Raw genomic sequence first — 26,563 nt, 5'->3', positions numbered from 1 at the left:
GCAAACGTAGTCACCAAACGTCTGACACCATGTATTCCAGTACTTACACGACTCAAAACAATTGCAATAGCATACATTATAATTAAGCACTTTTTGAGCCCTGAAAATAAAAAAAGTCGAAATTTGTCCAAATTTAAGGTTTTTTTAATGCATTTTTCATGAAAATGGTGTATTGTAAATTTACATTCATAAGACGAGGTGATGAGCATGCCAGCTCTAGCGAAAATTCAAGAATTAAAAGAACAAATGCCAAAGGAATATCAAAGCATTTCCCACTTTGTGGAACATGCCTTACAATCCATTGATACCTTGGTGGAGGAACATCGGAAATACGTAGCTGCCCAGGCCCTGTACGGCGATAAAATTGTCGGATCGGAAGAACGCTTGTACAGAGAAACAGTACTGGATGTCAGAGCACAGCTACTGGCGACACTGGAAAAAACGGTTGAAGATATTCTGCACAAAGGTGATAAACACTGGGATAAACATTTCAAGGACGGCGTGGAGTAATTAAATACTTTCATTTATATTCATTGATTGGAACGGATATGTAAAAAAGGCCCCTTTCCCGTTATTCTCTTCTATAGAGAGTAACGGAAAAGCGGTCTTTTCTTGTTTTTAGTAACCAACAAAAGTTAAGCTGTGTAATGATTTGAAAGGTTATTAGACGGTCATCAGCTTTCCATTAAGGAAACCTAAAGCCCTGATCCCCTCTGTGCTTGAATATACCCAAACCTCAATCTTTCCTTTTGAAACTGTATCATAGGTATTTTTGAGTTAAATTACTTTGAATAATATGTAAAATAACCTTTTATTCTAATATATATTTTATAAATCACTATAACTTCAAGTTGAAAATAGGGATAAGAACAAATATGTTTTTCAACTTTGAGTTGATTGGAAGTTTAAATGTAATTTATTCGAACTTTACAACAAAAAAAGCTAACCACAATTACGTTTGACTTCACGCAAATTATTAAAATTTGAAATAATAGATATTTTTTTGATCTTCCCAATATTAAAAGAAGCATACGAGAAACTTAATCCAAATATATCACAAGAATCACAAGGTTTATGAAGCCTAGCCACTAAACCAATCCTTGTAAGGCTTTGTAAACAGATGACTATACCTCTAAGCGTTACGATGACAAAATTTCAATTAACTTAATTCTCAGCAACTCATGTTTACTACAATGTGGTTTTGCTGATCCCTCTTTTCTACTTACTACTTGAAAATCCCATTATTTTAATATCAACTTATAGAGTGTGCCTAAACTTGTATACTCTAATTATAATAACTTATTCATAATTAAAGTATACTTAATTCCTCACAATCCTTCTGAGCAATTTTAAAGAGTAATAATTTTGTAAAATAAAAACTGTTTCGTTTAAGTTAAACAAAACAGTTACTGGTAATACAACATCTAGTAAAGTATTTGAAATCCAAATATTCCCCAATGAGATCTATAAGGGAAGCTATCGTTGGCTCCCCCTATATAAGTAAAGAAAATTATAATTGATGAATGAATATAAGCTTCCATTTTGAACCCGTTCCTCTACTGAGTGAAACCTGAGACGAAACGCCAAAAGTTAGAAGTGAATCCTTCACTACATATTTCCAAGAGGTTGGAGCATTCGCTTGAAACGCGTTTAAAGTTGTATTAATTTGCCCACTGGTTTGCTGAACAAGAAATCCACCTTCAAATGAATTACCAGTAGCACCATAAGTATAATTTCGATCAGTCATATTAATTTTGGTATCATGTCTATTCCATCCACCAGAAACTTTAGTAAGCTTGTAAGTGTTTAGATTATTTTGTACCACCTTGTCATAAGTAATTGTAGAATATGCTACAACTCCCCCACTAGAGTCAGGTTGTGTTTGATAGCTTGAATTAGCAGCCAAAACAGCTATATTCGTAGTGCTAAAGGTTTCAGTTATGTCGTTCCCTTTTTGAACCACCTTAATTCTTTGGGTTGTTTCATATTTTTCTTCCAAAACAAATTCGTCTGAATCATTAATTTGTGTGAATGAGCGAGCATTCGCAAACGATTTATCTGGCTCTAATGAGATAATGGATTGAATGGATTCGTTAACTGGAATGTCTGTTATTCCCTTTTCAGCACGTTCCATAAGGGTATCAATATCAGTAATTTGTTCTTCTTCAAACAGCACTACCTCTTCACGAGACGGATCAGCAGATACATTTAAACTACCGAAAATCATTGATACAATAACTAGTGTTGATAAAAATTTTGTTGTTTTTTTCATTATGATTCCTCCACACAAATAGATTGTAAGTCAGGAAAGTCCCCTTATTCTCCCTTCACTTAAATTGACTTATGATATTAATATTAAAGGCATACAATGTGATAATACAGGTGCGAAATAACCAAAATTAATAAATTAATAACAGTTCAAATATACTGCACATTTATGAAAAATTAACTGTAATTTAGCACTAAATGACATAAAATGTCGAATTCAATTCTTCAGTTTTTCTTTCAAAATCATTTTCTCCTCTAAATTGTTACCATTAATATCTGTCCACTCTATGTCAATAGATTGAACATTATTGTTACTAACTTGTGCACCCTGTGTTCGCATTATAGGGATCTTTATAAAATTCGAGGGTAAACTCTCTCCCTGCTCAATTAATCTTCCTTCATTTATATTAATTCTATATTCTTTAATATCTTTCCAATCACCATTTTTATATAATATGGTATAATTTCCGTTTTCCTCTTTACCATTTGTTACTGTAGTATCTAATTCTCCACTCCAATTTTCACTTTCACCTTTAAGATTAATTTTTGTTTGCAATTTTGAACAACCAGCAAGAGAAATAGCGAATACAAAAATAATTATGTTTATATACACCAAAAATCTTTTATTTTTTTTCATAATTTTCCTCCATTATTTAATTTATAACTATAGAATATCATAAAATGAGCCTTATCTTAAACAGTAATCACAAACAAGTTTAAATTTTTTCTTATATTTACTCCCTTATACTGCACTGCCTAATGCTTCTGATTAGTTTTAGAATTATTAAAATTAAACTTAAAATATTATTTCATTAGAAATAACATAAGAGCGCCTGGTATTCAAAAGCGCTTTTTCACCCTATAAGATGAAAGGGAACTTTTTCAAATTTAAAGCTAATATTAAGTGAATGGACACGAGTTAAAACAAGATTGTATAACTCAGATTGGTTTTCCACTACTATCCTCTTCGTTTCGAATAAGCTTTTATCGCACTTTATCTCCAATCTAGTCAGTCCGATAAATCTATGAACCTACTGCTTCCAAACGTGTCATCCCCTGGATGGGGATGACACAGGTGTTGTTTACCCCGCTGAGATCAGTGCAACTTTGGCATTTCAATACTAAAGTCATGCTTCTGAGGATGATGTTTCGCTACCGTGGGTGAGTGCCCTTAAGGTACATGTATAGATAGATTAACTTACTAAAACCATAAGTTTTTGCAGATTACACACTCATGCTTCAAGCTTTAATTTAAGAAAAAATATCTCCCCATCAACTCCAATAGGGTACAATAACTTAATTTAAACAGCAGTTTTCTGTGCCTTTATGGGAGCTCTCATATCCCCTTAATAATGTAGGAGAATATCTCAAACTTCGCCCTAAAATCAAAAGTTACCAAATATCATTTTATTTTTTGTAAAACTGGAAGCATAATATTTAACAGGTGTATACATGCTGAAGGAATACATTCTTAGAGCTATGATTTGAATAGCCTTAACACAATTTTTTCGGAATACATCGGGCATATTTATAGCGAAAAATTATTTTCTAATTTCCAAAATACATTTTATGATCTTGCATACGTAGAATTTAGCCAACGTTGAAGTTGTCTTTTACTCTATTGTTGGAATAAATCATCTTTACATCTGCTTTGAGATGGGCTTTCGAAAGTGCTTTAATTCACAGGACATCCCTGCATGTATAGTTGATGAGGCGCAACATATTTCTAAAATTGCTAGAAGAACTAAACTATTAGTTCAAATGGACATTCTCAAATCCATTGCAAATATAACGAAGGTTACATACATTCTGGCAGTGACATATGAACTTTTCAAATTCCGAAATAATAGTGCCCAGTTAAGTAATCGTAGTGTGAACGTTCACATCTCAAGCTATAGGGCAGGAAACGTTTGAATTTAAAACAATTTAAAACTGCATTTTCTTATTATGAGATCATTTACCAGTGCATGAAATCAATTTATTGGAGCATTGGGAGTTTTTATAGGAAAGAAGGAAAGGATGTGTTGGAATTCTAAAGCTTTGGCTTGAAAGAGCATTAGAATTTTATCTTTCAGAAGATATGAAAGAATGTTCTTTAAAATTCTCAGAAAAAACAGCGTTAAGTATTGCTCAATGCAGTACTATGGCTCGTGAAGCCAGAGAAGGCGAACTTAAACTTCACGAAACAAGTGAGGAAAGAACACATCTTTTAAATACTCTTGGTCTAAACAGAGTAAGAGTATTTCCAGAATCTAAAACAAAAAAGGAGATTAACAAAAGAACATGCTTAAACCATTTCCAGCTCGAATCCCAATGTGTACCCTGGAACCAATTAATAAAATAGCATTCAACAACTAAAATTCAAGAATCTCTTTACTGAGGCTTCAGTAGGGCTCCATTACTTTACAGAGACATTATTCAAATCGAGCCACTATTTTAAACACCCTTGTCTATGCTATTTGACAAACGATTAGTATAAGTTTAGTTTTTCTTGAGAATTGGGTTCTTTATTTAAATGATCCTTCATCAACTGGTGTAGGATCATTTTTACTCCATTATAAAATTCTTGGCAAACTTATGCTTTAAAGAGTAGCGCTTCAAAAAAGTTAAAAAACAATGGATGTTAAGGAATTCCTGACATACTTATGGGTAAATAATTTTGCTTTTAATTAAGTCTGTAGTCGAAATATGGATGCATTTTGGAGGAAACATCATTTTTACTAATATCAGCCTGTTCTGATTCTCAAGAGCAAACACTCCTTCTGATGGATCACCCAATTCACTCCGCTCAAGTGAGATAAAATATAAAGCTGTCTCCTGATCTGACTCATAGGTCATGCCATGATGTATAGAGAGATGCGGGATTTAGCATTGCACTGCTGTATAGAATCGCATCTGCAACCCTTACATTGATTGAGAAGGTATAAGAACCACTTGGTAAGTATAAGACTAAATAGAGATATTCACCATAATTAGTCGCCGCCAGGTGGATTTTTCGTATTATCAGCAGCTGATCACATTTCTCTTTTTCATTAAACATCAAGCGTCTCTCCAGAATCTGTTACAGTACAGCTTGCAATGCACCAGCATGATCCCGATCCGCATGGGTTACGATGACGGTATCGAACTGATGAATGTATCTCTTTTTCAATAAAGGAACAACGACCATAGAACCTGAATTCCTTAGACGTATAAGCGCCCTCATACTCAGATAAACAACTAAAAATAGTCACTGACTTATTTAACCCTTCATTTTTTTCCATTAATCAATTCCAGTTGTTCAGTTATGGTCTCTATATCGTCAGTTAAAAATTCTTTTTCTGTTAATTGAGCATTGGCTATTGTGGTTGTACGCCATTAGATTAAGAGAATTTATGATTCTCTGTCCTGCACAATAGTGAAGACTTTCATGAGTTTGCTGATAGTGATAAAGCAATTTTTTAAGGGTATTTTCTATCGACAGAAAAAGGCAGGTGGAAGGTAATCTTCATTAGGCTTGCCTTTGTTAGTTCTATATATTCTTCGCAAATCGTTGAGATAATGCTAGCTGTAAATAAATATAACTTACCAGCAAACGTTTGTATAAAAAAACGGCTTCGTAAGACTAAACTTGGGAGAAACGGAGTTGAATTATTCTGCACTATCTAACTAGGAATTCCAAGCGAGTAATTTAACGTGAAAAGAACTTTTCTTCTTCACTTGCAACCTTTTCCTTTAATAAACGTTTTAATAAAAACTAGGATGTTTGGGAAGGAAGATGTAACATGAATTTTTTTATTTATCTAGGGCTCATTCTCATTTTTGTTTCTGGAATTTGCATTGGAGCATGGACAACCGGTTATCAACAAAGAGGTAATTTTCATTCAGAGTCTAAGGCAGATCGTGAAATAAAGAAGAAGGTCGCTAAATGGTCTGCTTTAGCAGGCGTCTGTTCGTTTGCTGTTGCTGGATTGATCCAATTATTAAGGTAACGTACAGCCTTGTTGAATCACCCTCGAATATTTTATCAGTTAGTTTCTTTGATAAAAATAGGAGTAGTTGATTTGGAAGCATAAACTTACCCAACAGTAAACTTAAAATCTAATAATTATAAATTATTCCCAAGGAAAACATAGTAACTACTTTGCTTGCGAAGCCATTTTGTGCTTTATGCGAAGCAGTTAAAATAAAACTTTTTAATGTAGTTATCTGTCCTCAGAAAAAAGAGTAGTATTCTAAAATCGAACATTTATTGTTTGTTCTTTAAAAAAAAGATGTTTCATATAAGCTAAAAATTTGAATACTTTACTACCTGATGCTTTCCTTAGGTTTATAATATTAGAATATGATGAATTTGGATTTGAATGATTTTATGAGGGCAAATTGATTTAATCTAAATATGAGTTTGGAGAAATAAACAGAATATGAATAACTCAAAACTAATTTGGGTTGCTTATAACATACTTCAATCCTTTGGAACTCTTCTACAAGCAGTTTAATCCCAATCCAGTTTCTTTGGTAAGAAAGTGTAAGATTGGGCGGAATCAAGAACGGTCGAATATTGCAAGAACAGGATCTCATTTCCACCTACACCGTTGCGAAATTTAAGGCGCATAAAACGGCTTGTAATGTCGCAGAAACAGCGAAATAACTGGTTCGTGAGTTTAACTTTTCGTAGTAAGTGCTCTAACGTATCTGAAGGTCGGGTATCGGTGGCATTATGTTTGTATCCTCATTGACGTTCAATCGAGAGATTACTTGCCACAGTGCAGATCCCCATTAGGACGCTGTTCAGGTTTCACGTGCCTTTGTAACGGCAGAAGGCGACTTATGCCAAATCCAGTGGTTTCATACCGATCATGGAAGTTAGTTTAAAAACGACATTATGGACCACCATCTAGATACGTTTAGTAATAGCCATCCGTTAGCATTAAAGGTTGTCCCTACGAAAATGCCTTAGCCTAAGCCATGTATAAGGTTATGAAAAAGGAATTCATTTACTAGGTGAAATTTAGCCATTTATAACGAAATCATACGACTACGTCAACTGGTTAACAATCAGGCTCCCTGGGGTATTTGACGCCTGTTCAGTATCGCCAAGAGCCCTTAAAAAAGTGGTCTGATTTAAGGTTGACAATCCAAGTTCTCTCCATCATGCCAAACGTGCTTGTGTAGTATTCATTCCTCTGGCTACTTCACCCACTCTCATCTTGGAGCCAGCTTATACCGCACATCGATCTTCCCATCTTTCACCTTCATCTGCACTTCCCCCATCTGGTCCGTCCGATAAATCCGGGAACCTACTGCTTCCAAACGTGTCATCACCCCTGGATTTGGATGACCATAGGTATTGTTTACCCCCGCAGAGATCAGCGAAGCTTTGGCATTCCAATACCGAAGCCATGCTTCTGATGAGGATGTTTTGCTACCGTGGTGAGCAACCTTAAGTACATCTATAGACAGGTGGTGGTGTAGTGGATTGATTGATCGAATTCGGGATATGGATGTAGGTGTGGAGGAAACATCATTTTTGCTAATATCAGCCGAGCTGTTCATCCATTCACGGCCAACACCTGCACCCGTTCCGCTATTCCGAAGGGCCTCCGCCGAATCTTGAATTTCTTGTTGAAAAGAGGCTGCAAGCGAACCGTCCTGAATGTCATACAACACATTCTGTTCGGTTGCTGCTTCCATATCTCCAGTGAATAGCATAGACGTGCCCGCCATCTCCAGTAAAAAAACAACCGACCCACCATTCTGATTCTCAAGAACAGGAACATCTCCTGATAAATCGACCAATTCACTTCGCTCTGGTGAAATAAAATATAAAGCTGTTTCCCCATCGGGCTTATAGGTCATGCCCTGATGTATAGCGAATAGCGGGATTTGACGTTGCACCGCTGTACCCAGCAGCTGATCGAATTTCTCTTTTCCACTCGTCGTGCCATTAAACATCAAACGTTTCACCGGAATCTGTTCCAGTACAGCCTGTAGCCCGCCAGCATGATCCTGATCCGCATGGGTTACAATGACGGCATCGAGCTGATGAATGCCTCTCTTTTTTAATAATGGAACAACAACTTTAGCGCCTACTTCATACGGGTCACGCCTCGTTTTCCACGAATGTTCGCTGCCTCCAAAATTAACCGTACCACCGCCGTCTACAAGAATATGTTTGCCCTCTGGCGTAGTAATTAGAGTACTGTCTCCCTGACCAATGTCCAGGAATTGCACCACACCTGTTCCCGCAGGCCGCGGCGTCTGGTATGCCCACCATAATCCGGCTATAAAACTAATCGCAAGTACACCGTATAACCCTCGCTTAACTGTGCTCATGCGTACTTCGCTATAGAATCCTGCACCCTTAGACGTAAAAGCACTCGCATACTCAGGCCAAGCAATGCTGGCACCAAGAACAGTAAGTGAACCTCGACCCGGTTCTGCCGCTTGGACAGCGGTTCTTCTATGTATACCCAATGGAGCTGTATCCTCTTCTCCGGCATTTTTATGTTGCGACTTACCACCACTCCGCTGATGAATCAAATAAAGCAACACATACAGAATGACATAATAGGCTGCGATCCATAACAGCGAAGGTGTCGGCCAGATCATGACAAAACCGGGCAAACTATTCATCCATTCCACACTAAAAAAGGTGAGCTTATTCAGCTGAATCGCAATCCATGCCAGAAGTTTCGCAGCCGGGAACCACACGAAGGACAGAATCATCGCGACCGTCCCCAACGGCAGCACCACCGCACTAATTAAAGATACCAGCAAAAAGTTGGCTGTAAAGGACAGCAATGAGAACTGGTTGAAATACAGAATCGTCACCGGAAAAGAAATCAGTTGCGCTGTTACCGTAACCGAAGCTGTCGCCGCCAGCGATTTGGGCCATTTGCTGAACATCCTGTTGATAAGTGGCATATAAATCATCAGCCCGGCGGTCACCAGAAAAGAAAGTTGAAAACTGACATTTAATAAAAAGTAGGGATTCCACCAGAGCATCAGCAAAGCCGCTGCACTGATGATCTGAATGCCATCTCTGGCCAATCCGCGTTTTGCCATGTACAGTCCAATCATCGACATGATGCCTGCCCGAATGACAGATGGAGACCCACCCGAAAGCAATACATACGCTGGTATGAGAACCAGCACAATCGTTAAAGCTGTCTCTCTGGTTAATCTCAGCCATGATAAGAGCATCAGTAATGAAGCAACATACACCGCAACATGTGTACCCGAGATGGCGAGGATATGGGTTAGTCCGAGCTGAGAGAATTGGCCATACGTATTTGGATCAATATCCTTCGCCATGCCGATGATCAGCCCTTTCATGTAACCGGCATGTGGCTCAGGAAACAATCGATCTACCGCTGAACCGAACAGTTGCCTTGCCGAATCCGTCCAGCGCAGTATACTTATTTTCCCCAGTCCTTCTGGAGACACAGCGGTGACCGCACTGGCTCCCTTCACCTTGATCATCCAGTGGATATACTGCGTCCTTAGATAGCTACGATAGTCAAATCCCCCGAAATTCCTGGCTTCACCGGGAAGGGCCAAAGAACCGGATAGGATCAACCTGTCGCCTCGCTTCCAGGAAGCTGCTATCTCTTGTTCCTGCTCCTCCATTAATCGAACTTGCACGATGACTCGTTCATTCATTCTGGCTGAGGGCACTTGTGACGCTAGTGATCCTGGCGATATAGCATTCTCAGCGACCTTCTCTGTTTCATGATCCAAAATCAAAGATGTAATCTGCACCTCGAAACCAGCCCGATCCCCATCCACCTGTACATCCGATACAAGTTTCCCTTCCATTTTGGCCTGAGCCCCGTCAATGGCATCATTAGACAGATGTAAGTATTCTGGCAATGTACTGTAATTACGAGAATCATTCCATTCCCATTGCACGATGCCCCCTGCAAAAGCGATGAGCAAAAGAAGAATAGACCACCCACGAATATTCATGAAACGCAATAAGAGTGGAAGACATGCCACAGCCCCAATTATTCCCCAAATCAACGTCCATCCTGTCAACACACATGCCACACCACTTCCGCACAGCCAAAAGATCGTAAAGCGAAGCAATGGTCTGCCTTGCATTCCGTCCCTCTCCCCTCTGCCTATCATCCCCAGTGCCAGTAAATACACAAAAAACCCCCGGAAGCCTATTCAGGCTTGCCGGAGGTTCTTCCCCATAATTATGAAACTTAGTTAGTTGCTTACGGTCATCATCGTTTCCCGAGGAGGCTGGTAATTGTCGAGTCCACGGAATGTTACGCCTTTTTGCTGCATCATATTCGTTACTTTGCTGGTATCTTTGGGATACGAACGATGAAATACAATCTCAGTCACGCCGCTATTGGCCAGCATGTTTGCACATGTCCAGCAAGGCTCATCGGTTACATATACAGTGGAGCCTTCGCGGTCAATACGATCTGTGAATAAAAGTAAATTCTGCTCCGCATGAATAGTACGAATGCAGCGCTGTTTTTTTACCATTTCCTCCTGGCCGTCCGTGACCACAAGCTCGTATTCTTCCGATATCATGCAGCCAGCCTCCGAACAATCCGCTACCCCCATCGGTGCACCATTGTAAGCAGTACCTAGCAGCTTTTTCCCTTGAACCAGCACAGCCCCTACATGCCGGCGCGGACAACGGGAACGTGTGGAAACCATATAGGCGATATCCATAAAATACGTGTCCCAATCCTTGCGAAGCTCTACTGTACTCATGCAGTCTTCTCCTCCCGCTATAAACACCCATTTCTATCCTGTTGAATTAGCGAATCTGTACATATGAAGCCATCTTCTCCAGCATCTTCATGCCTATGCCTTTCACCTTGGTAAGATCACTGACCTTTCGAAAAGGACCATGCGCATTACGATAGTCCACAATGGCTTGGGCTTTCTTCTGTCCAATCCCCGGAAGCTCCGTGAGTTTGGAAACAGATGCCGTGTTCACATCAATCTTCCCATTGTCAGTCGTTTCAGATACAGGTGAACGATTCTCAACGGTCTGAACTTTTGGCTCAGGCAATGGATCACCTGACGTATTAACATTAACCTGGGACTCCTTATCCTTCGAGTCCCCCGCCTTAGCTGTAGCACCAGACTGCTGGTCACTCCCCTTACCTTCAGGCCGAGCAGTTACATTCTCGGGAACCGAAGCAGCCGACTGTATCGCAGAAGAATCCTGCTTACTTGTCGGCTGATTGGCGCCGAGCAGCATCGGTTCCCAGCCACTAGGTGGCTGTTCACTTTTGCCCGACCATAATATCAGTATACTTCCAACCACTGCTACAGCAATGGACATCCCTTTATTCCATCTCATCTTCCACATGCCCCTCATATTCAAAATAGGAATCATTTCGAACACGGGCGGTGCTTCCGAACCGTTTCATACTATTACTTATACAAGTTACATATTTTCATGTCATGTGAACCAGAGTCTCATGCATACAATAAAGGGAAGATACTGCGCCATTACCGTAAAGCATGAAAGGAGGCCTGAACCAATGAAGGTTGGATTTATCGGAACCGGCAGCATGGGCAGCCTGTTGATCTATGCCCTGATTCAATCCGGTGCACTCGAACCTCGTCAGATTGCAGCAAGCAATCGAACCCCTTCCAAAGTACGCCAGCTTTCCCTCCGTTACCCTGGGCTACATGAGTCGCAGAGCAACCGGGAAACAGTGATTCGCAGCAACATCATCTTCCTGTGCGTGAAGCCGCTGGAATTCAGACATGTCATTGATGACATCTTGCCTGTCGTGAATTCCAATCAAATAATCGTCTCGATCACCAGCCCCGTGCAACTGCGCCATCTGGAATCTTCACTTCCTTGCAAAGTCTCCAAGGTTATCCCAAGCGTTACACATCAGGTCGGCAGCGGAGCAACACTGTTCATCCATGGCGAACGAATGACTGCCGAAGACCGCAATGTGCTGGAAGGCCTGATGAGTCATATCGGCAAACCCTATCAGGTGGACGAAGCCTGTACCCGGATCACATCCGACTTTTCCAGCTGCGGACCTGCATTCATATCCTTCTTTTTGGAGCAATGGATCGAAAGCGCTGTTCGACTGACAGATATCCAACGCGCGGACGCTTGTGCCCTTGCCGGTGAGATGCTTTTAGGTACAGGCAAGCTGCTCACCGAGGGAGGTTACACTCCACAAGAGCTTCAAGCTCGTGTCGCTGTACCTGGCGGAATAACCGCACAGGCACTTGCTCTGCTGAGAAATAACTTGAATGGCGTATTTGACAGCCTGATCCACACCACACATGAAAAATATGATGAAGATTTAGTCAAGCTGGATGAGGTGTTCCGTGCCAGTGAAATTAACCGGCAACAATATTAACCAGTTTGCCTGGAACGGCAATGACTTTGCGAATAGTCTTGCCTTCCAGCGCCTGTTTTACAGGTGCCAGTTCCATCGTATAATCCTGCATTCCCTGCGCATCCAGATCCTTCGCGATGGTCGCACGAGTTACAATTTTGCCATTCACTTGAACCACGATTTCAACTTCTGCGTCTACCGTCATGGACTCATCGTATTCAGGCCAAGCCACGTAAGAAATCCCACCCTCATATCCAAGACGACTCCACAGCTCTTCTGCCATATGTGGCGCCAAAGGTGACAGCAACTGAACAAAGTTCTCCATCGCTTCACGAGGCAGTGTGTCTGCTTTGTACGCGTCGTTGATGAAGATCATCAATTGGCTGATTGCTGTGTTAAAGCGCAGATGCTCCAGATCTTCCGTTACTTTTTTGATCGTTTTGTGCGCTGTGCGTTTGAATTCATCGGTTCCACCGTCAGCCGTAATCTTCTCATTAATCGCACCTGTATCTTCGTTAATGAACAGACGCCATACACGGGACAGGAAACGATGCATCCCCTCTACCCCGTTAGCATTCCAAGGTTTAGTTGCTTCCAGCGGCCCCATAAACATTTCATAGAGACGCAGTGTATCCGCACCGAATTCATTAACAATCTCATCCGGATTGATGACATTACCGCGAGATTTACTCATTTTTTCATTGTTGGTTCCCAAGATCATACCTTGGTTAACCAGCTTGTGGAACGGTTCTTTGGTGTGTACAACACCCAGATCGTACAGCACTTTGTGCCAGAAACGAGCATACAGCAAGTGAAGCACGGCGTGTTCTGCTCCACCGATGTACAGGTCAACTGGCAGCCATTGCTGCTGTTTCTCCTGTGAGATCAGTTCCTTGTCATTGTGCGGATCGATAAACCGCAGGTAATACCAGCAGCTTCCCGCCCATTGTGGCATGGTGTTCGTTTCGCGGCGAGCCTTCATGCCCGTCTCTGGATCAATCGTATTCACCCAGTCGGTAACATTAGCCAGTGGTGATTCACCTGTGCCTGAAGGTTTGATCTGGTCGATGTCAGGCAGCAGCAACGGCAATTGATCTTCTGGCACGGTCTTCATCGTTCCGTCTTCCAGATGCAGAATCGGAATCGGCTCTCCCCAATAACGTTGACGGCTGAACAGCCAGTCGCGCAGACGATAAGTTGTTTTCCCTTGTCCTTTGCCGTTCTCTTCGAGCCAAGCGATCATCTTCGCAGCAGCCTCTTCATTGTTCAATCCGTTCAGGAAATCAGAGTTCACATGCGCGCCGTCGCCTGTATAAGCCTCTTTTGTTACATCTCCGCCTTCAATAACTTCGATGATATTCAGGTCAAACTGCTTCGCGAATTCCCAGTCTCGTGCATCGTGACCCGGAACAGCCATAACAGCTCCAGTACCGTAACCAGCCAGTACATAGTCTGCAATCCAGATCGGCAGCTTCGCTCCGTTGACCGGATTGATCGCATATGCGCCTGTGAACACACCTGTTTTGTCTTTTGCCAAATCGGTACGTTCCAGATCACTCTTACGCGAAGCCTGTTCCTGATACGCCTTGACTTCCCCGCGTTGTGCATCGGACGTAATTGCATCCACCAATTCATGCTCTGGAGCCAGAACGGCAAAGCTTGCACCGAACAATGTATCGGCACGCGTTGTGAATACTTTAATTACTTCTTCACGGTCTTCAATGGCAAAAACCACTTCAGCACCGGTCGATTTACCAATCCAGTTACGTTGCATGTCTTTGATGCTTTCCGACCAGTCCAGCTCTTCCAGATCTTCCAGCAAACGCTCTGCATATTCCGTAATTTTCAGTACCCATTGGCGCATCGGTTTACGAACAACCGGGTGGTTACCACGCTCACTTTTGCCATCAATAACTTCTTCGTTTGCGAGTACCGTCCCCAAAGCTTCACACCAGTTCACTGGTACTTCATCAACATAGGCCAGACCTTTATTGTACAGCTGGATAAAAATCCACTGTGTCCATTTGTAATATTCAGGGTCTGTTGTACTGATCTCACGATCCCAGTCATACGAGAATCCAAGAGACTTGATCTGACGACGGAAGTTGTCAATGTTACGGAATGTGATGTGACGCGGGTGCTCGCCCGTATCCAGTGCATGCTGCTCCGCAGGCAGACCGAAAGCGTCCCAACCCATCGGATGCAGTACATTGTATCCGCGCATCCGTTTATAACGAGATACGATGTCCGTTGCTGTATATCCTTCCGGGTGACCTACATGTAGTCCTGAACCGGATGGATACGGGAACATATCCAATGCGTAAAACTTCGGTTTGGACGGGTCCTCACCTGTTTTGAACGTTTTATTCTCATCCCAAAATTGCTGCCAGTTTTTCTCCATCACTTGCGGCTGATAGCCGTGCTTCGGCTGGTGATTCTCACTCATCTATATTCCTCCTTCAGGTTATAAGCGCTTTTATAGCAACAAAAAAACCTCAGCATCCCGTAGCGTTTGCAGCGCTAGGGACGAGAGGTTGAATTCCCGTGGTACCACCCTAGTTAGCGGATGAACGTGCTTCGTCATCCACTCCCTTTAGACCTGTAACGGCGGTTAACCGATGCGGATTTCCATTCTCGTTCTACACATGCACATAAGGCATAGAACCGTGTAATCACCGCATTTCTCCAAGGCGAGTTCGCAAAATACTGTCAATCGGCTCGCACCACCCGCCGACTCTCTGTCATGTACAGAAATCACTACTGATCCTCATCATCGAAATATGTATACAATATGGGGAACATTATATAAAAATGCAAGCCCAAAGTCAATATGACGCGTCACATTCATCCTTTTCCAATGACAAGCTCTCCACACACCAACGTACCCGGGTACTGTTCAAATTTTCCGAAAACGTATGATACCTTCCGCCAAATTATGAATCGTCGATTGAATATGCTCCTGATTATCATACTGACGGTAGTCACATTCAATCCGCAGTGCAAGGTCAAAATACAAATCGTACAGACTTCTCCGTTGCCTCTCATTCTCTGTCGTAATTGCTCGTCCATACCCTTTCAGGAATCCCGGAGTGTAGTTAAAATGACTGAAATAATGCTCCATGAGCGGATCTCCCCATAACGAGCGTTCAAAATCAATAATGCCCGTAATCTGCGTATCCTGCACAAGCACATTGCCGTCCCATAAATCCCAGCTGATCAGAACGGATTCGGTCACCTCATCCAGTGCATCCGATTTCTCCTCAATCAGATCCCTCAGCTCGTTGTAATCCATCCCGATGTCCACTTCAGCTTCCTTACCATCAGCAAGCATATCGTCCATCAACATCAAGAAAGCTTCTCTCCACGTCGCACGTTGCCTGTCCTTTCCTGAAAAATAACCAAACTGCTTCCCCTTAATCTCATTGATTCGCTGATTGTATCGGCCTAGCTGCTGTTCAACCTCTTCCTGCTCTTCGGCAGTAAACAGAGTTTTGGCCTGATTATATGGCATTCCGGACATGTATTCCATAATAAAATACTGCGCCGGTGCGTATTGTAGCGAAGCATCATAAGCTAGTACCTCTGGTACAGGAACGTCCTGTAGCTCGGCAACAAGTCGGAGTGCTTGCACTTCTGCCGTCATCACATCCTGTTCACAGCGCATCAGATTGATCATAGCCGAGGGCGAAATTTTAAGGACAACTTTGCGTCCGTCATCAAGCATGATTTTATACGCTTGGTTTGCCCAGCCTTCAATCATTTCCTCATAATCTTGAATCGATACAGCGAGATGTTGCCTGATAATCTGATCAAGCTGCTCTTTGCACAACCTTGTTTTATATGTACTTTCCATCTTGGTAATCCCTCCGTTACTAGATTATGTTCAATCCCCTTTTTAGAAAACGCTTTCTGCATTTAATTCATTATGTCTTTCTTTACTTCATGCGGCAATACCTTTGATCATATCTGTTTGAAAAAAACTGCCCCTGGCAACATGCTCACATGCTGCTGAAGGACAGTTCCTGATCAAAATTAATCTAACATTACACATTATAATTTTCGTTAAACCTTTATTTTACGGCTACGTAGAATAACCGCTGCGCGCTCTCTCCAGCTTCTTCCCATTCAAAGTCGGCATACACTTTCACGTCCCGGAAGCCCGCTTTGCTTAACCCCAGCTTCATCCAGTCCGGATCATAAGCACGCTGCACATGAACTTCCTCAAATCGCTGATAGGTATCCTTGCTCCCCCCGTCCATGCGAGAGAAAATGCTCAAATGATGTTCAATTTCACAACGTTCCTGATCAAAATCACACGTCCAGATATATGAGACAGATCGCTCATCCAACACAAAAGGCTGTTCCTCATCATACCGAATCAGTGTATTCGGATGATGCACATCAAACAGAAACGTACCTCCCGGCTTCAGCATCTCATACGTGCGTTCGAATGTACGAATTACATCTTCTGACTCCAGCAAATAGTTCACACAATCGCAGAACGAAATGACAGAGTCTACAGGTTCCGGTACTCTCCATTCCCGCATATCCTGTTGCACCCAGCGCACACTGCCTTCCCGGTACAAACGATGTCCCTGGGATGTGGCTTCCATTTTGCTACGGGCAACAGACAGCATATCTGAGGAGAGATCAATACCCGTCACTTCAAAGCCGGAGTTCACCAGCGGAATTGTGATTGAACCTGTTCCACAACCAAGCTCGACTACACTTTTGGGCATGCCATGCTGTTCCCAAGCTGTTCTTGCAAACCTTATCCAGTCCGGATAAGGCATATCTTCCATTAATTCATCGTAAACGTAGGCAAATTTCCGGTAAGACATGTCGGCACCGCACTTTCAATTTCATTTTCTCATCGGATTGAGTCAAAATCAAAGAAAAAGCAGGGCATCCGGTGTTTACCCAGTTTGGCCCTGCTTTACTTAAATCGGTGCACCATGCATCCGCTTCACTTCAAGAAACATACTATACTTCGTACAGAATGAATGTATTTAAGTTTAAATAAAAGATGAGCCCCGTTATCGCAGGTTTACTTCTCTTCCTGCTCCTGTTTAGGAGCAGATTCGGACAGATACGTCCAGCTTTCCTTTTGTACCACCAGTCCATCTTTCATCAGCTTGCCCAGGGCACGCTTAAACGCAGATTTACTGATGCCAAAACGTTGTTTGATAATGTCCGGCGGTGTTGCATCCGAATACGGCATACCACCCATCGGGCGCTCTTTCATAAAAGCAAGCAGCTTGTCTGCGTCTTCGTTACGCCCAACTTCTTTGCGCTGTGTCATGGCCAGATTCACACGACCATCTTCCCGCACCAGCGTAACCCGGCATTTCACCTTTTCACCCAAACGCAACATATGACTGCGCTCGGAGGAATGGATCATCCCAATCGCCCCGAAGCCGAGTACACCACCATCAACAAGCACAAACGTACCCATCTGAAGTGGCTTGTACACCAGCGCTTCCACCCACTCATTCAACCAGGTGGTTGGCGCGTGGAAGGCAAGCGGTGAAAGCTCGCGTTCACCGGCTAATTTGGCACGTAGACGCCCCTGTTTGTCGTGCTCCATCATCACGAACACTTCATCCCCAACTTGAGGACGAAGCTCTTCGAGTTCAGGCAATTCACGGATCGGCAGCAATAACTGACGTCCGAGTCCCATCTCCAGGAAGCAACCGAGGCGCGGATGCACATCAGCCACAACCAGTTTAGCCATCTCACCCAGCGTGAGGTAAGGCTTTTTCATCGTAACAGCCAGACGGTCTTCTGTATCAAAGAATACAAAAACCTCCAGCGTTTCACCAATCTTGATATCCCGAGTTAGCTCGGTATAGTGAAGCAATACATCTTCCGATCCTGTCGTCAAAAAATAGCCAAATGGAGACACTTCACGTGAAACCGGCAGTGAGACGACTGTTCCTGCGATCAAACTCATACCGTTTCCACCACTTTGGCGTCAGACCAGAGACGCTCGATATTGTAATACTCGCGCTCATCACGGTGGAATACGTGAACCACGACATCGCCAAGATCCATCAGCACCCAGCGTGCAGAGTCCATACCTTCAATACCTTTAATGGTTACACCGGCTGTATGCGCCTGTTTGCGAATCTCGGTAGCAATGGCTTGCACCTGTGTATCTGAATTCCCGTGGCAGATCACAAAATAATCTGCAACGAGCGAAATGTTGTTCAGGTCAAGAGCTACAATGTTTGATGCTTTTTTATCGTCAGCGGCAGCAACTACCATGTTCATAAGTTCTTTCGATGATACTGTCATGAACCAACCTCCATAATCTATAATTGTTCAATTAAATCATTACGTGAGAGTACCGTGAGCGGATAGATGACACGGCGCTGGGAGAGCAACAGGCTGATGGTCGAATCAAAACCCGCAATCAAGCCTTCCTCCAGGCTGCGCTGAGCCTGCTCACGAATATACTCCACCCCGGGGAAATCACGCCCAGGCTCAATATAATCGGCAAGGCATACGACTTTGTCCAGAAGACTCATGCCCACTCTACCTGAAGTATGCCACCGAATCGCATGAATAATTTCAGAATCCAACACACCATAATCACGTTCAGCTACAAAAGCACCCACCTCTGAATGCCAAAGTTGCTTGTCATGCTGTAAAAGTTCCACATTTAATCCGTTATCACGAATGACCGCTTCCATCTCCGCGATGGGCCAATATTTAGCCACATCATGTAAAATCGCTGCAATATCCGCTTTTTCCGGATCAGCACCGTACTTTTCAGCCAAAGCAACTGCAGATTCCATAACACCCTGCGTGTGCTTCCAGCGTTTGGCGGGCATCTGTGCAGAGACAGCCTGTATTAACTCCTCACGGCTTAGTGCCATATAAACCGCTCCCTACAATGTATTGATGAACTGTATCAGGAATCATAAACCGAACCGAATGCCCTTTCGCAAGACGTCTGCGAATGGCCGTGGAAGAAATATCAACAAGCGGCATTTCAGCCAGCAGCACCCGATTCTGTAATGCATCCGGCAGATCATCCAGATGTAGTTGAAAGCCCGGACGTCCAACACCGATAAAGGTCAATCTGGACGCCAGTTCTTCAATCTCTTCCCATTTGGGAAGATAGTTCACCATATCTGCCCCAATGATGAAATAAAATTCATGTTCAGGGTGACGGCGCCACAATTCACGCATCGTGTCGATGGTATAGGATACGCCGCCAAGTTCCATTTCAATGCCCAGAACCTCATATTGAGGAGCATCCTTTACAGCCGCTTCCGTCATCTCGAGGCGCTGCTGTCCTGTTGCACCTGCTCCGGGTTTGTGAGGCGGGACATGGGAAGGCATGAACCAGATTTCATCCAATGCATGCGAATCCCTCGCCGCTTCGGCTGCCAGCAGATGCCCCATGTGGATCGGATCAAATGTACCGCCCATGATGCCGATCTTCACACGCGCCACTCTCCTTATCTTGGAAGTTCGATTTGTTTATTATCCCGTGATTCTTTGTACAGGATAATGGTACTGCCAATCACTTGTACAAGTTCGCTACCTGTTTCACGGGCAATTTCTGCTGCAATCTCATTTTTATCATCCAGGTTGTTGTTCAGCACTTGTACTTTCATCAGTTCGCGCTTTTCAATCGCCTCTTCAATGTGACGGAACAAGTGTTCATTCGTGCCGCCTTTACCAATTTGAAAAACAGGGGTCAGATGATGAGCCTCTGAACGCAAGAAACGCTTTTGTTTACCAGTTAACATGAATACTCCATACTCCTTATATTGAGCAGACCCCATATCCAGCGCGAAGCTGATTCAGGGATCTGACCGTTCAATTATTATTTTTAAAACTTTCCAGTACCGCATGTCTCATGGTATCTACCGGAGCGGGAATGCCAAGCCAGTGTTCGAATGCGACAGCTCCCTGATAAACAAACATGCCTAATCCGCCATGCACGATACATCCGCGTAAACGAGACTCACGCAGCAGACGCGTCTCCAGCGGATTGTAGATCAGATCACTGACGGCTGCCCCTTCACGAATCCATGCAGGATTGACCGGTACATCATCCATGTGTGGGTGCATGCCTGCTGCAGTTGTGTTAATAACGATATCTGCTGTGGCAAGTACAGTTTGAGCTTCTTCCATCCCACTCCCGGATATTTCTCCCAAATCATGATTTCGCAGATCCGCAGCGAGAGTGATCGCTCTGTTGGCTGTCCGATTCAGGATGTGGATCTGTTCCGGTTTCTCCAATGCAAGTGCATGGATAACACCCCTTGCCGCTCCGCCGGCTCCAAGAACAGCAATCCTTTTTCCTTTGATCTGAGGAACAGCCTCCTCCTTCAAGGAACGTACATACCCAATTCCATCGGTATTATATCCTGTCAGCGTACCATGTTCGTTCACGATGGTATTCACTGCCCCGATCAAACGAGCACTTTCATCGATTACATCGAGATATTGCATCACTTGTTCCTTATGCGGGATCGTGACATTAACTCCACGATAGCCTAGCGCCACAATGCCGCGAACAGCAGCTTCGAGCTGATCAGGCTGCACATGAAGCGGCATGTACATTCCGTGCACACCAGCTGCCTGCAAAGCTGCATTATGCATGGCCGGGGACTTGGAGTGAGCAATCGGATCACCCATTACACCAAGCAATACAGGAAGTGAAGAATTGAACTTGTTTTCTGCCGACATCGGCTCGCCTCCGATCTGATCCGTTGTTCGAATATAAAGCCTGTACCCAACTAGATCAGGGAAGGACGGATCTGTACCCGAATCCCTTTTGGAACATGGACAGCCACCAGGGCACCGTTATCTCCGTTAACCTTAATCCAGCCCAGACCAGAGATGAATACATCCGACTGACTGCCACGTTTGATCCGGAATTCATGTCTCGTCCATTCCGGCATCTCGACCGCATGCTCACGCGTTGGCGGAGACAGCAACTCACCCAGGTGATCACGGTATAGATCATCTGCCCGTTCCAGTTTCGTCCGATGAATGTCCAGCGCAGTACTGATAAAACAAGTGAACGATTGACGATCACCTTCTAGAAAATCAAACCGAGCCATACCACCGAAGAACAGAGTCTGACCGGAATTCAATTGATATACCGCAGGTTTAAGCGGTTTCTCCGGCATGATCGCAGCCAGATCCTTACGTGATACAATCTCACTGAACCGCCATGGATACACAATTCCCGGCGTATCGATAATATATTTTCCATCATCCAGCGGAATGTTCACCATATCCAGTGTTGTTCCCGGATAACGTGATGTTGTCAGTTCCTGCTCCAGATCACTGTAATCTCGAATCAAGCGGTTAATCAGTGTTGATTTACCTACATTGGTTCCGCCGACCACATAAACATCCCGATCTTCACGGTACGTGCCCACAAGCTCAAGCAGACGGTCAAACCCTTGATTCTGCTTGGCACTGCACAGGACAACATCTACCGTTCGCAGTCCTTGTTCTTTTGCTTGTTTCTGTACCCAGTTCCGAACCTTGTTCCAGTTGGTTACTTTAGGCAGCAAGTCCGTTTTGTTCACGGCAAGTAATACCGGATTGTTCCCAACAAAGCGTTGCAAACCAGAGATGATACTGCCATCAAAATCAAACAAATCAACGATATGAATGACGAGTGCATCCTTATCCCCGATTTTGCTGAGCAGAGCCAGGAACTCGTCCTGATCTACCGTGACAGATGATGACTCATTATAATTTTTGATACGGAAACAGCGCTGGCAGATGACCGGTTCACGATCAAGTGCTTTCTCAGGAATAAATCCCGGCAAATCCGGATTTTCCGTTTGCAGATTCACGCCACATCCACTGCATCTTACGGCAATATTGCCGTTATGCGGTTCTGTCATTTCTTCTTTTCCTCCTCAAGCCATAAGCCTTTCTTACGCAAATTCGACAGGGCAATCCGTTCTACTCTCCGATTAAAGCGGGTCATGAAGCCCTCATCTCCGACAGAGATCGGCAGCACCAGAACGGTATATAATCCTAGTCTGTTACCTCCATAAACATCGGTAAGCATTTGATCCCCCACAACAATGGTTTTCTCGGGAGCAAGCTCCATCATTTTCATTGCTCTACGAAACGGTACATTCGATGGTTTGCGTGCACTATGCACAAACTGGATATCCAAAGGAGTCGCAAACAGGGACACACGATTCAGATTGTTATTGGACACAATCATCAGCTTGAATCCCACCTGTTTTACACGTGCGAACCATTCAATCAATTCGGGTGTGGCATCAGGTGCTTTAGCTCCAACAAGCGTATTATCCAGGTCAGTTATGATTCCACGATACCCTTGAGCGTACAGTTCTTCCAGATTAATATCAAAAACCGTGTCTACACGCAGCTTGGGTAGTAACATTTTAAACAAAGAAGTCACCTCAGTTTCATACGACACACTATATCACAAATCCGTCTTTCCTGAAAATGCAAACACCCTTTATCACTATAAAAAAGGAAAAACGGGACGGGCAGCATTTATGCCCGTTCCGCTTTCAGTTCCTTCCGCAGCTTCAGGGCTGCCTCATAGACAACCTTCCAGTCATCGACGGTTACCGCCTCTGGACTGTAGCGAGTCTGTTCAAACTTCATCAGCAGCTCTTCCAGTGTCGCTTGAGCTGATGGTCTAAGCTGACTCCAGCGGGTTACAGACTCACGCAGCGTTTCGTCTCCACTACGAGTCAGGCCTTGTCTTCTTGCATAACGAATCCAGCGCTCTGTCTCAGCTAACACCTTCTGTTCAGGTGTTAATGGTTTGCCTGTACGCAGGCGGAGCAGCAAGAATCGCAGCGAAAGCCGGTTGCGCCAGAACATGTAAGCTACCCACAGTGCAATAATAGCAGCTGCAATCCAGATCACAAAGGTCGGAATCGCTGCTGTCGTCTGCTCAGGAGCCGGTGTTTGTTTTTCTTCTTGAACCGGCTCTTCCTCTGGCTGATCTTCCGGCTGATCAGCTGGTTGAACTTCTGGTGATTCGGTTAGCAGCGGCATATCAAATCCAGGTGTTGCTTCAACCGGAATCCATCCGTACTCGCCAAAGTACACCTCTGCCCAAGAGTGAGCATCTGCATTCGTTACGGTGTATGTCGTTTCAATCGGCGCACCAGGCTGACGAGGGGTCTGTAAGTCCGAGTTTAGAGACATTTGTCCAGGCGCATACCCTTTAACCCATCTGGCTGGAATACCTTCAGACCGAGCCATCATCACAAGCGCAGTGGAAAAGTAATCACAATATCCTTCACGAATATCAAACAAGAAACCTTCAACAAAATCATTGCTCACTTTCCGGGATAAATCCGGATTGTTGGTGTAATTAAAGTTTTGTTGTAAATAGTTTTGCAGTAATGCCACTTTTTCATACGGTGTTTTCGCAGAAGCTGTAATCTCGGCAGCAAGATCCTTTACCCGTTCAGGGAAGCGGGACGGCAATTGCAAATACTTGTCCTCTGCCGGATTACTTGTATAAAGAGCTTCAGATGATTTGGTACGTAGCTCATCCTCCACGATAATTGGCACTTCTGATACAACCGTATAGTTTTTAGGATATTGTGGCTGCTGACGCGACGTTACCACATGCAACTCAGCCCGCTCCGTATTCCAGAGCATACGATCTGCTGTCTCTTCACCGTTCACCGAGCTTACCTTTGATATGGAATACGCACCGAACAAGATCGGATATTTGGTGTCATTCAACATTGTTACTTTTTGCGTAACCTGTTTCGTATTCACTTTCCCGGCCTGTTCATTCTCCAGCGTCTGACTGGCTGCCACATTTTCCATGGCCGCACGTCCAGGCTCATCCCAACCTGTCCCTGTATACTCTGAACGCGTCTCACCGCGCCAGTAGCTGCGGTCACTGGTCGTAATCGACATCACGGGCGTGTAATCAAAGTTAAATCCTCCGCCAAGCTGATTGTCTTCCCGACTGTATCCCGACTCCGTCGCTGCAGGAACATCCAGCACGTTATTTCCCGATTGGTTCGCAGATGATCCGGTGTAATTCCGCCAAGCCGTGTATGGGTCCGTCAAAGTTGGCGGAATTTCCGGCATGTTCACACTGGCTACAATGATTAATGAGAAGATGATAGCAATATTCGCCAGTATTTTGTAAGGATACCGAATCATTCGTTTCCAACCTTGCGGGTATTGCAGCTGATAATTACGGAAGTGCTGACATACGAGCCAGCCCATGCCTGCAAACATCACCCAGGCAATCTCAACCCACAACGGAATCTGTGTAAAGGAATCCAGGATCCCCATTGAAATGATATTAACACCCAGAAAAACCAGGATGCGACGGGTTGTGTTCACAAGACGAAGCGCAGCCTCTAACATCACCCATGTACATAAGGAAAACCAGATATACGGAGGCATGTGCAGGATAAACTGCTCCACACGCTCTGTTAACGTACCATATGGGATGTACACCATATAATCGATCAATGTTTTATGCAAAATATATAAGACAACGGCGGCCTTGATCACCGTTCGGTACACCACTTTGAAGGGAAGAACAACCTCCAAAACACTTACAGCTGCCAGCGTCCATAGCACCAGCGAAGTCGTCTCGGTATACCAGGATTCCTGAGTAAACGATATCCATTGCATAGCGATTAGAAATATCCAGAGCAAGGATGCCGCATGATACCAGGACCTTTTTAACCCGAAGCTTTCATGTCCTCTGGCGTTCATACCGAACCTCCCCCCATGACCGTTGGAAGCTCCTGCAGGTGAGCAACGGTGAATGATCTTGTTCCCCTGCCCCGCAGCATGGCATTCCATTCGGAGCTTCGGCGGGATTCCGCTGCATCAATCAGGATGTGACATGGAGTCATTCCGCGTGTATCCGCCCAGCGAAGCAGTTCAAGTATTTTTTCATCTTTCTGTGGAGAGATGACAACAAAGTAGGCTCCTTGCGGAAACTGCCGTGCTATTTTCTCGACCCCAGGAAGCAAGCTAACATCCTGTCCATTATCCTGAATGTCCACAAGATGATGCATCATCTTCTGCCGTTCGATCAGACTTTCACTTGGAGGCATAAAGGATACCTTTTCAGCCAAGGTTAACAATCCCATGCCCATTCGTTCTCTGCTACCGTAATCCAGCAGAGAGGCTGTCGTGGAAACGGCCAGTTCAAATGCTTCTCCGTGCGGGTAGCTTCCAGCCAGCGCATCCAGCACCAGGATCGTTTTAGGCACAGACTCATGTTCGAATTCTTTAGACTTCCAGTTGCCTGTCTTTGCTGTAGCATTCCAGTGAATGCGGGAAAGTCGATCTCCATACACGTAGTCACGCACCCCATTGATCTGGGTTGTTTCCCTGCGAGAACGTGTCAATGCCGTCTGTGGCCCTGACAACCGCGACTTGCGATCGTACAACTGCCAATACGGTATAAATACAGTGCGAGGCAATACACGAAACTCACCCCTTGCCTGGAATGTTCCGCGATGTTCAATCAACCCGAAAATATCCTCACTGGCACATTCCGTTTCCGCGAAAACGTACTTCCCCCGCTCCAGCGGCGGTGTCTGGAAGGACAATTCACCTGATCCCCGCATACTGGGGATCAGACTTTCTTTAAACGACCACAATTCTCCATTGTGCCGATGCAATATCTCACGAACAACCACATAAGGTAATGGAAGAAATCCGGGAATGGTCAAGCTCAGCTTAACCTGAACCTGATCTCCGGCATGAAGCAGTTCTTCATGATCCTGACCAGAAGAGAGCGTGCGCACGCCCTGAGTCCGTTTCACTCCACTGAACCCGGCGATCGCCAGATACAGGCAGATCAGTGTGACCATGGACAAGAGCATAAGCGAGGTTTTCCCTCCCTGAAATAAAACGTACGCCAGACAGCACATCCACACCACTAAGATGCCCCATACGCGGGGGTGGCGCAGGCCTCGATTGACTGTAGTCAAAAGCGG

Annotated in this window: 21 protein-coding genes and 1 other annotated feature; of the genes, 3 read left to right on the top strand and 18 right to left on the bottom strand. The window is 44.2% G+C overall.

Going from position 1 to position 26,563, the window contains the following annotated elements; genetic code table 11:
- Window positions 1-207: 207 nt before the first annotated feature.
- Window positions 208-510 carry a hypothetical protein gene (locus tag ACR8BL_RS25090; RefSeq protein ID WP_434750060.1) on the top strand — a complete coding sequence of 101 codons (303 nt, stop codon included), beginning with the start codon at window positions 208-210 and terminating at the stop codon, window positions 508-510.
- A 1,000-nt stretch (window positions 511-1,510) separates the two neighbouring features.
- Here the strand turns inward: ACR8BL_RS25090 and ACR8BL_RS25085 are convergent.
- Both ACR8BL_RS25085 and ACR8BL_RS25080 read right to left on the bottom strand, forming a co-directional pair.
- Window positions 1,511-2,272 (bottom strand): hypothetical protein, encoded by a 762-nt coding sequence (locus tag ACR8BL_RS25085; protein ID WP_434750059.1) that lies wholly within the window; start codon window positions 2,270-2,272, stop codon window positions 1,511-1,513.
- 213 nt (window positions 2,273-2,485) lie between these two features.
- A complete protein-coding gene (locus ACR8BL_RS25080; protein ID WP_434750058.1) occupies window positions 2,486-2,905 on the bottom strand; it encodes a hypothetical protein in 420 nt (139 codons plus the stop codon).
- A gap of 3,127 nt (window positions 2,906-6,032) precedes the next feature.
- On the opposite strand from ACR8BL_RS25080, the gene ACR8BL_RS25075 reads away from it, so the two are divergent.
- A complete protein-coding gene (locus tag ACR8BL_RS25075; RefSeq protein ID WP_434750057.1) occupies window positions 6,033-6,239 on the top strand; it encodes a DUF5316 family protein in 207 nt (68 codons plus the stop codon).
- Window positions 6,240-7,452: 1,213 nt separating this feature from the next.
- Here ACR8BL_RS25075 and ACR8BL_RS25070 read toward each other — a convergent pair.
- From ACR8BL_RS25070 to ACR8BL_RS25060, 3 genes are all read right to left on the bottom strand, one after another.
- Entirely contained in the window at window positions 7,453-10,353 is a 2,901-nt protein-coding gene (locus ACR8BL_RS25070) for a ComEC/Rec2 family competence protein (protein WP_434750056.1), read from the bottom strand.
- Window positions 10,354-10,464: 111 nt separating this feature from the next.
- Window positions 10,465-10,986: a deoxycytidylate deaminase gene (locus tag ACR8BL_RS25065; RefSeq protein WP_434750055.1), complete on the bottom strand. Its 522-nt coding sequence runs from the start codon at window positions 10,984-10,986 to the stop codon at window positions 10,465-10,467.
- Between the two features lie 46 nt (window positions 10,987-11,032).
- Window positions 11,033-11,584, bottom strand: coding sequence for a ComEA family DNA-binding protein (locus ACR8BL_RS25060; RefSeq protein WP_434750054.1), 552 nt, complete (start codon window positions 11,582-11,584; stop codon window positions 11,033-11,035).
- A gap of 184 nt (window positions 11,585-11,768) precedes the next feature.
- Between ACR8BL_RS25060 and comER the strand changes: the two genes are divergently transcribed.
- Window positions 11,769-12,614, top strand: coding sequence for a late competence protein ComER (gene comER / locus ACR8BL_RS25055; RefSeq protein ID WP_434750053.1), 846 nt, complete (start codon window positions 11,769-11,771; stop codon window positions 12,612-12,614).
- On the opposite strand, the gene leuS is transcribed toward comER, so the two are convergent.
- The 13 genes from leuS to ACR8BL_RS24990 all read right to left on the bottom strand — a co-directional run bounded on the left by leuS (window position 12,595) and on the right by ACR8BL_RS24990 (window position 26,557).
- On the bottom strand, window positions 12,595-15,039 hold the full coding sequence (gene leuS, locus ACR8BL_RS25050; RefSeq protein ID WP_434750052.1) for a leucine--tRNA ligase: 2,445 nt from the start codon (window positions 15,037-15,039) through the stop codon (window positions 12,595-12,597). The two genes, comER and leuS, sit on opposite strands and share 20 nt — an antisense overlap.
- Window positions 15,040-15,112: 73 nt before the next feature.
- Window positions 15,113-15,376: a binding site (T-box leader), on the bottom strand.
- Window positions 15,377-15,489: 113 nt separating this feature from the next.
- The gene (locus ACR8BL_RS25045; protein ID WP_434750051.1) at window positions 15,490-16,446 is read right to left on the bottom strand and encodes a phosphotransferase family protein; all 957 of its coding nucleotides are present in this window, start codon (window positions 16,444-16,446) and stop codon (window positions 15,490-15,492) included.
- Window positions 16,447-16,663: 217 nt separating this feature from the next.
- Window positions 16,664-17,434, bottom strand: coding sequence for a class I SAM-dependent DNA methyltransferase (locus tag ACR8BL_RS25040; protein WP_434750050.1), 771 nt, complete (start codon window positions 17,432-17,434; stop codon window positions 16,664-16,666).
- Between the two features lie 206 nt (window positions 17,435-17,640).
- On the bottom strand, window positions 17,641-18,546 hold the full coding sequence (locus ACR8BL_RS25035; protein WP_434750049.1) for a CvfB family protein: 906 nt from the start codon (window positions 18,544-18,546) through the stop codon (window positions 17,641-17,643).
- Window positions 18,543-18,890 (bottom strand): ribosome silencing factor, encoded by a 348-nt coding sequence (gene rsfS / locus ACR8BL_RS25030; RefSeq protein WP_123062611.1) that lies wholly within the window; start codon window positions 18,888-18,890, stop codon window positions 18,543-18,545. Before rsfS ends, ACR8BL_RS25035 begins: the two co-directional genes overlap by 4 nt.
- Window positions 18,891-18,907: 17 nt before the next feature.
- Window positions 18,908-19,474, bottom strand: a complete 567-nt coding sequence (yqeK, locus tag ACR8BL_RS25025; protein WP_434750048.1) for a bis(5'-nucleosyl)-tetraphosphatase (symmetrical) YqeK — start codon at window positions 19,472-19,474, stop codon at window positions 18,908-18,910.
- Entirely contained in the window at window positions 19,458-20,048 is a 591-nt protein-coding gene (locus tag ACR8BL_RS25020; protein ID WP_434750047.1) for a nicotinate-nucleotide adenylyltransferase, read from the bottom strand. Before ACR8BL_RS25020 ends, yqeK begins: the two co-directional genes overlap by 17 nt.
- 14 nt (window positions 20,049-20,062) lie before the next feature.
- A complete protein-coding gene (gene yhbY / locus ACR8BL_RS25015; RefSeq protein WP_434750046.1) occupies window positions 20,063-20,356 on the bottom strand; it encodes a ribosome assembly RNA-binding protein YhbY in 294 nt (97 codons plus the stop codon).
- A 70-nt stretch (window positions 20,357-20,426) separates the two neighbouring features.
- Window positions 20,427-21,302, bottom strand: a complete 876-nt coding sequence (gene aroE / locus ACR8BL_RS25010; protein ID WP_434750045.1) for a shikimate dehydrogenase — start codon at window positions 21,300-21,302, stop codon at window positions 20,427-20,429.
- A gap of 50 nt (window positions 21,303-21,352) precedes the next feature.
- Entirely contained in the window at window positions 21,353-22,480 is a 1,128-nt protein-coding gene (gene yqeH, locus ACR8BL_RS25005) for a ribosome biogenesis GTPase YqeH (RefSeq protein WP_434750044.1), read from the bottom strand.
- Window positions 22,477-23,004: a YqeG family HAD IIIA-type phosphatase gene (locus ACR8BL_RS25000; RefSeq protein WP_434750043.1), complete on the bottom strand. Its 528-nt coding sequence runs from the start codon at window positions 23,002-23,004 to the stop codon at window positions 22,477-22,479. The genes yqeH and ACR8BL_RS25000 overlap by 4 nt, the downstream gene beginning before the upstream one ends.
- Before the next feature lie 107 nt (window positions 23,005-23,111).
- Window positions 23,112-25,325: a transglutaminase TgpA family protein gene (locus tag ACR8BL_RS24995; RefSeq protein ID WP_434750042.1), complete on the bottom strand. Its 2,214-nt coding sequence runs from the start codon at window positions 25,323-25,325 to the stop codon at window positions 23,112-23,114.
- The gene (locus ACR8BL_RS24990) at window positions 25,322-26,557 is read right to left on the bottom strand and encodes a DUF58 domain-containing protein (protein WP_434756739.1); all 1,236 of its coding nucleotides are present in this window, start codon (window positions 26,555-26,557) and stop codon (window positions 25,322-25,324) included. The genes ACR8BL_RS24995 and ACR8BL_RS24990 overlap by 4 nt, the downstream gene beginning before the upstream one ends.
- Window positions 26,558-26,563: the final 6 nt, after the last annotated feature.

The sequence above is a fragment of the Paenibacillus amylolyticus genome, assembly GCF_051136285.1.
GTDB classification, from domain to species: domain Bacteria; phylum Bacillota; class Bacilli; order Paenibacillales; family Paenibacillaceae; genus Paenibacillus; species Paenibacillus amylolyticus_F.
This window is presented reverse-complemented; position numbering and strand designations above follow the sequence as displayed.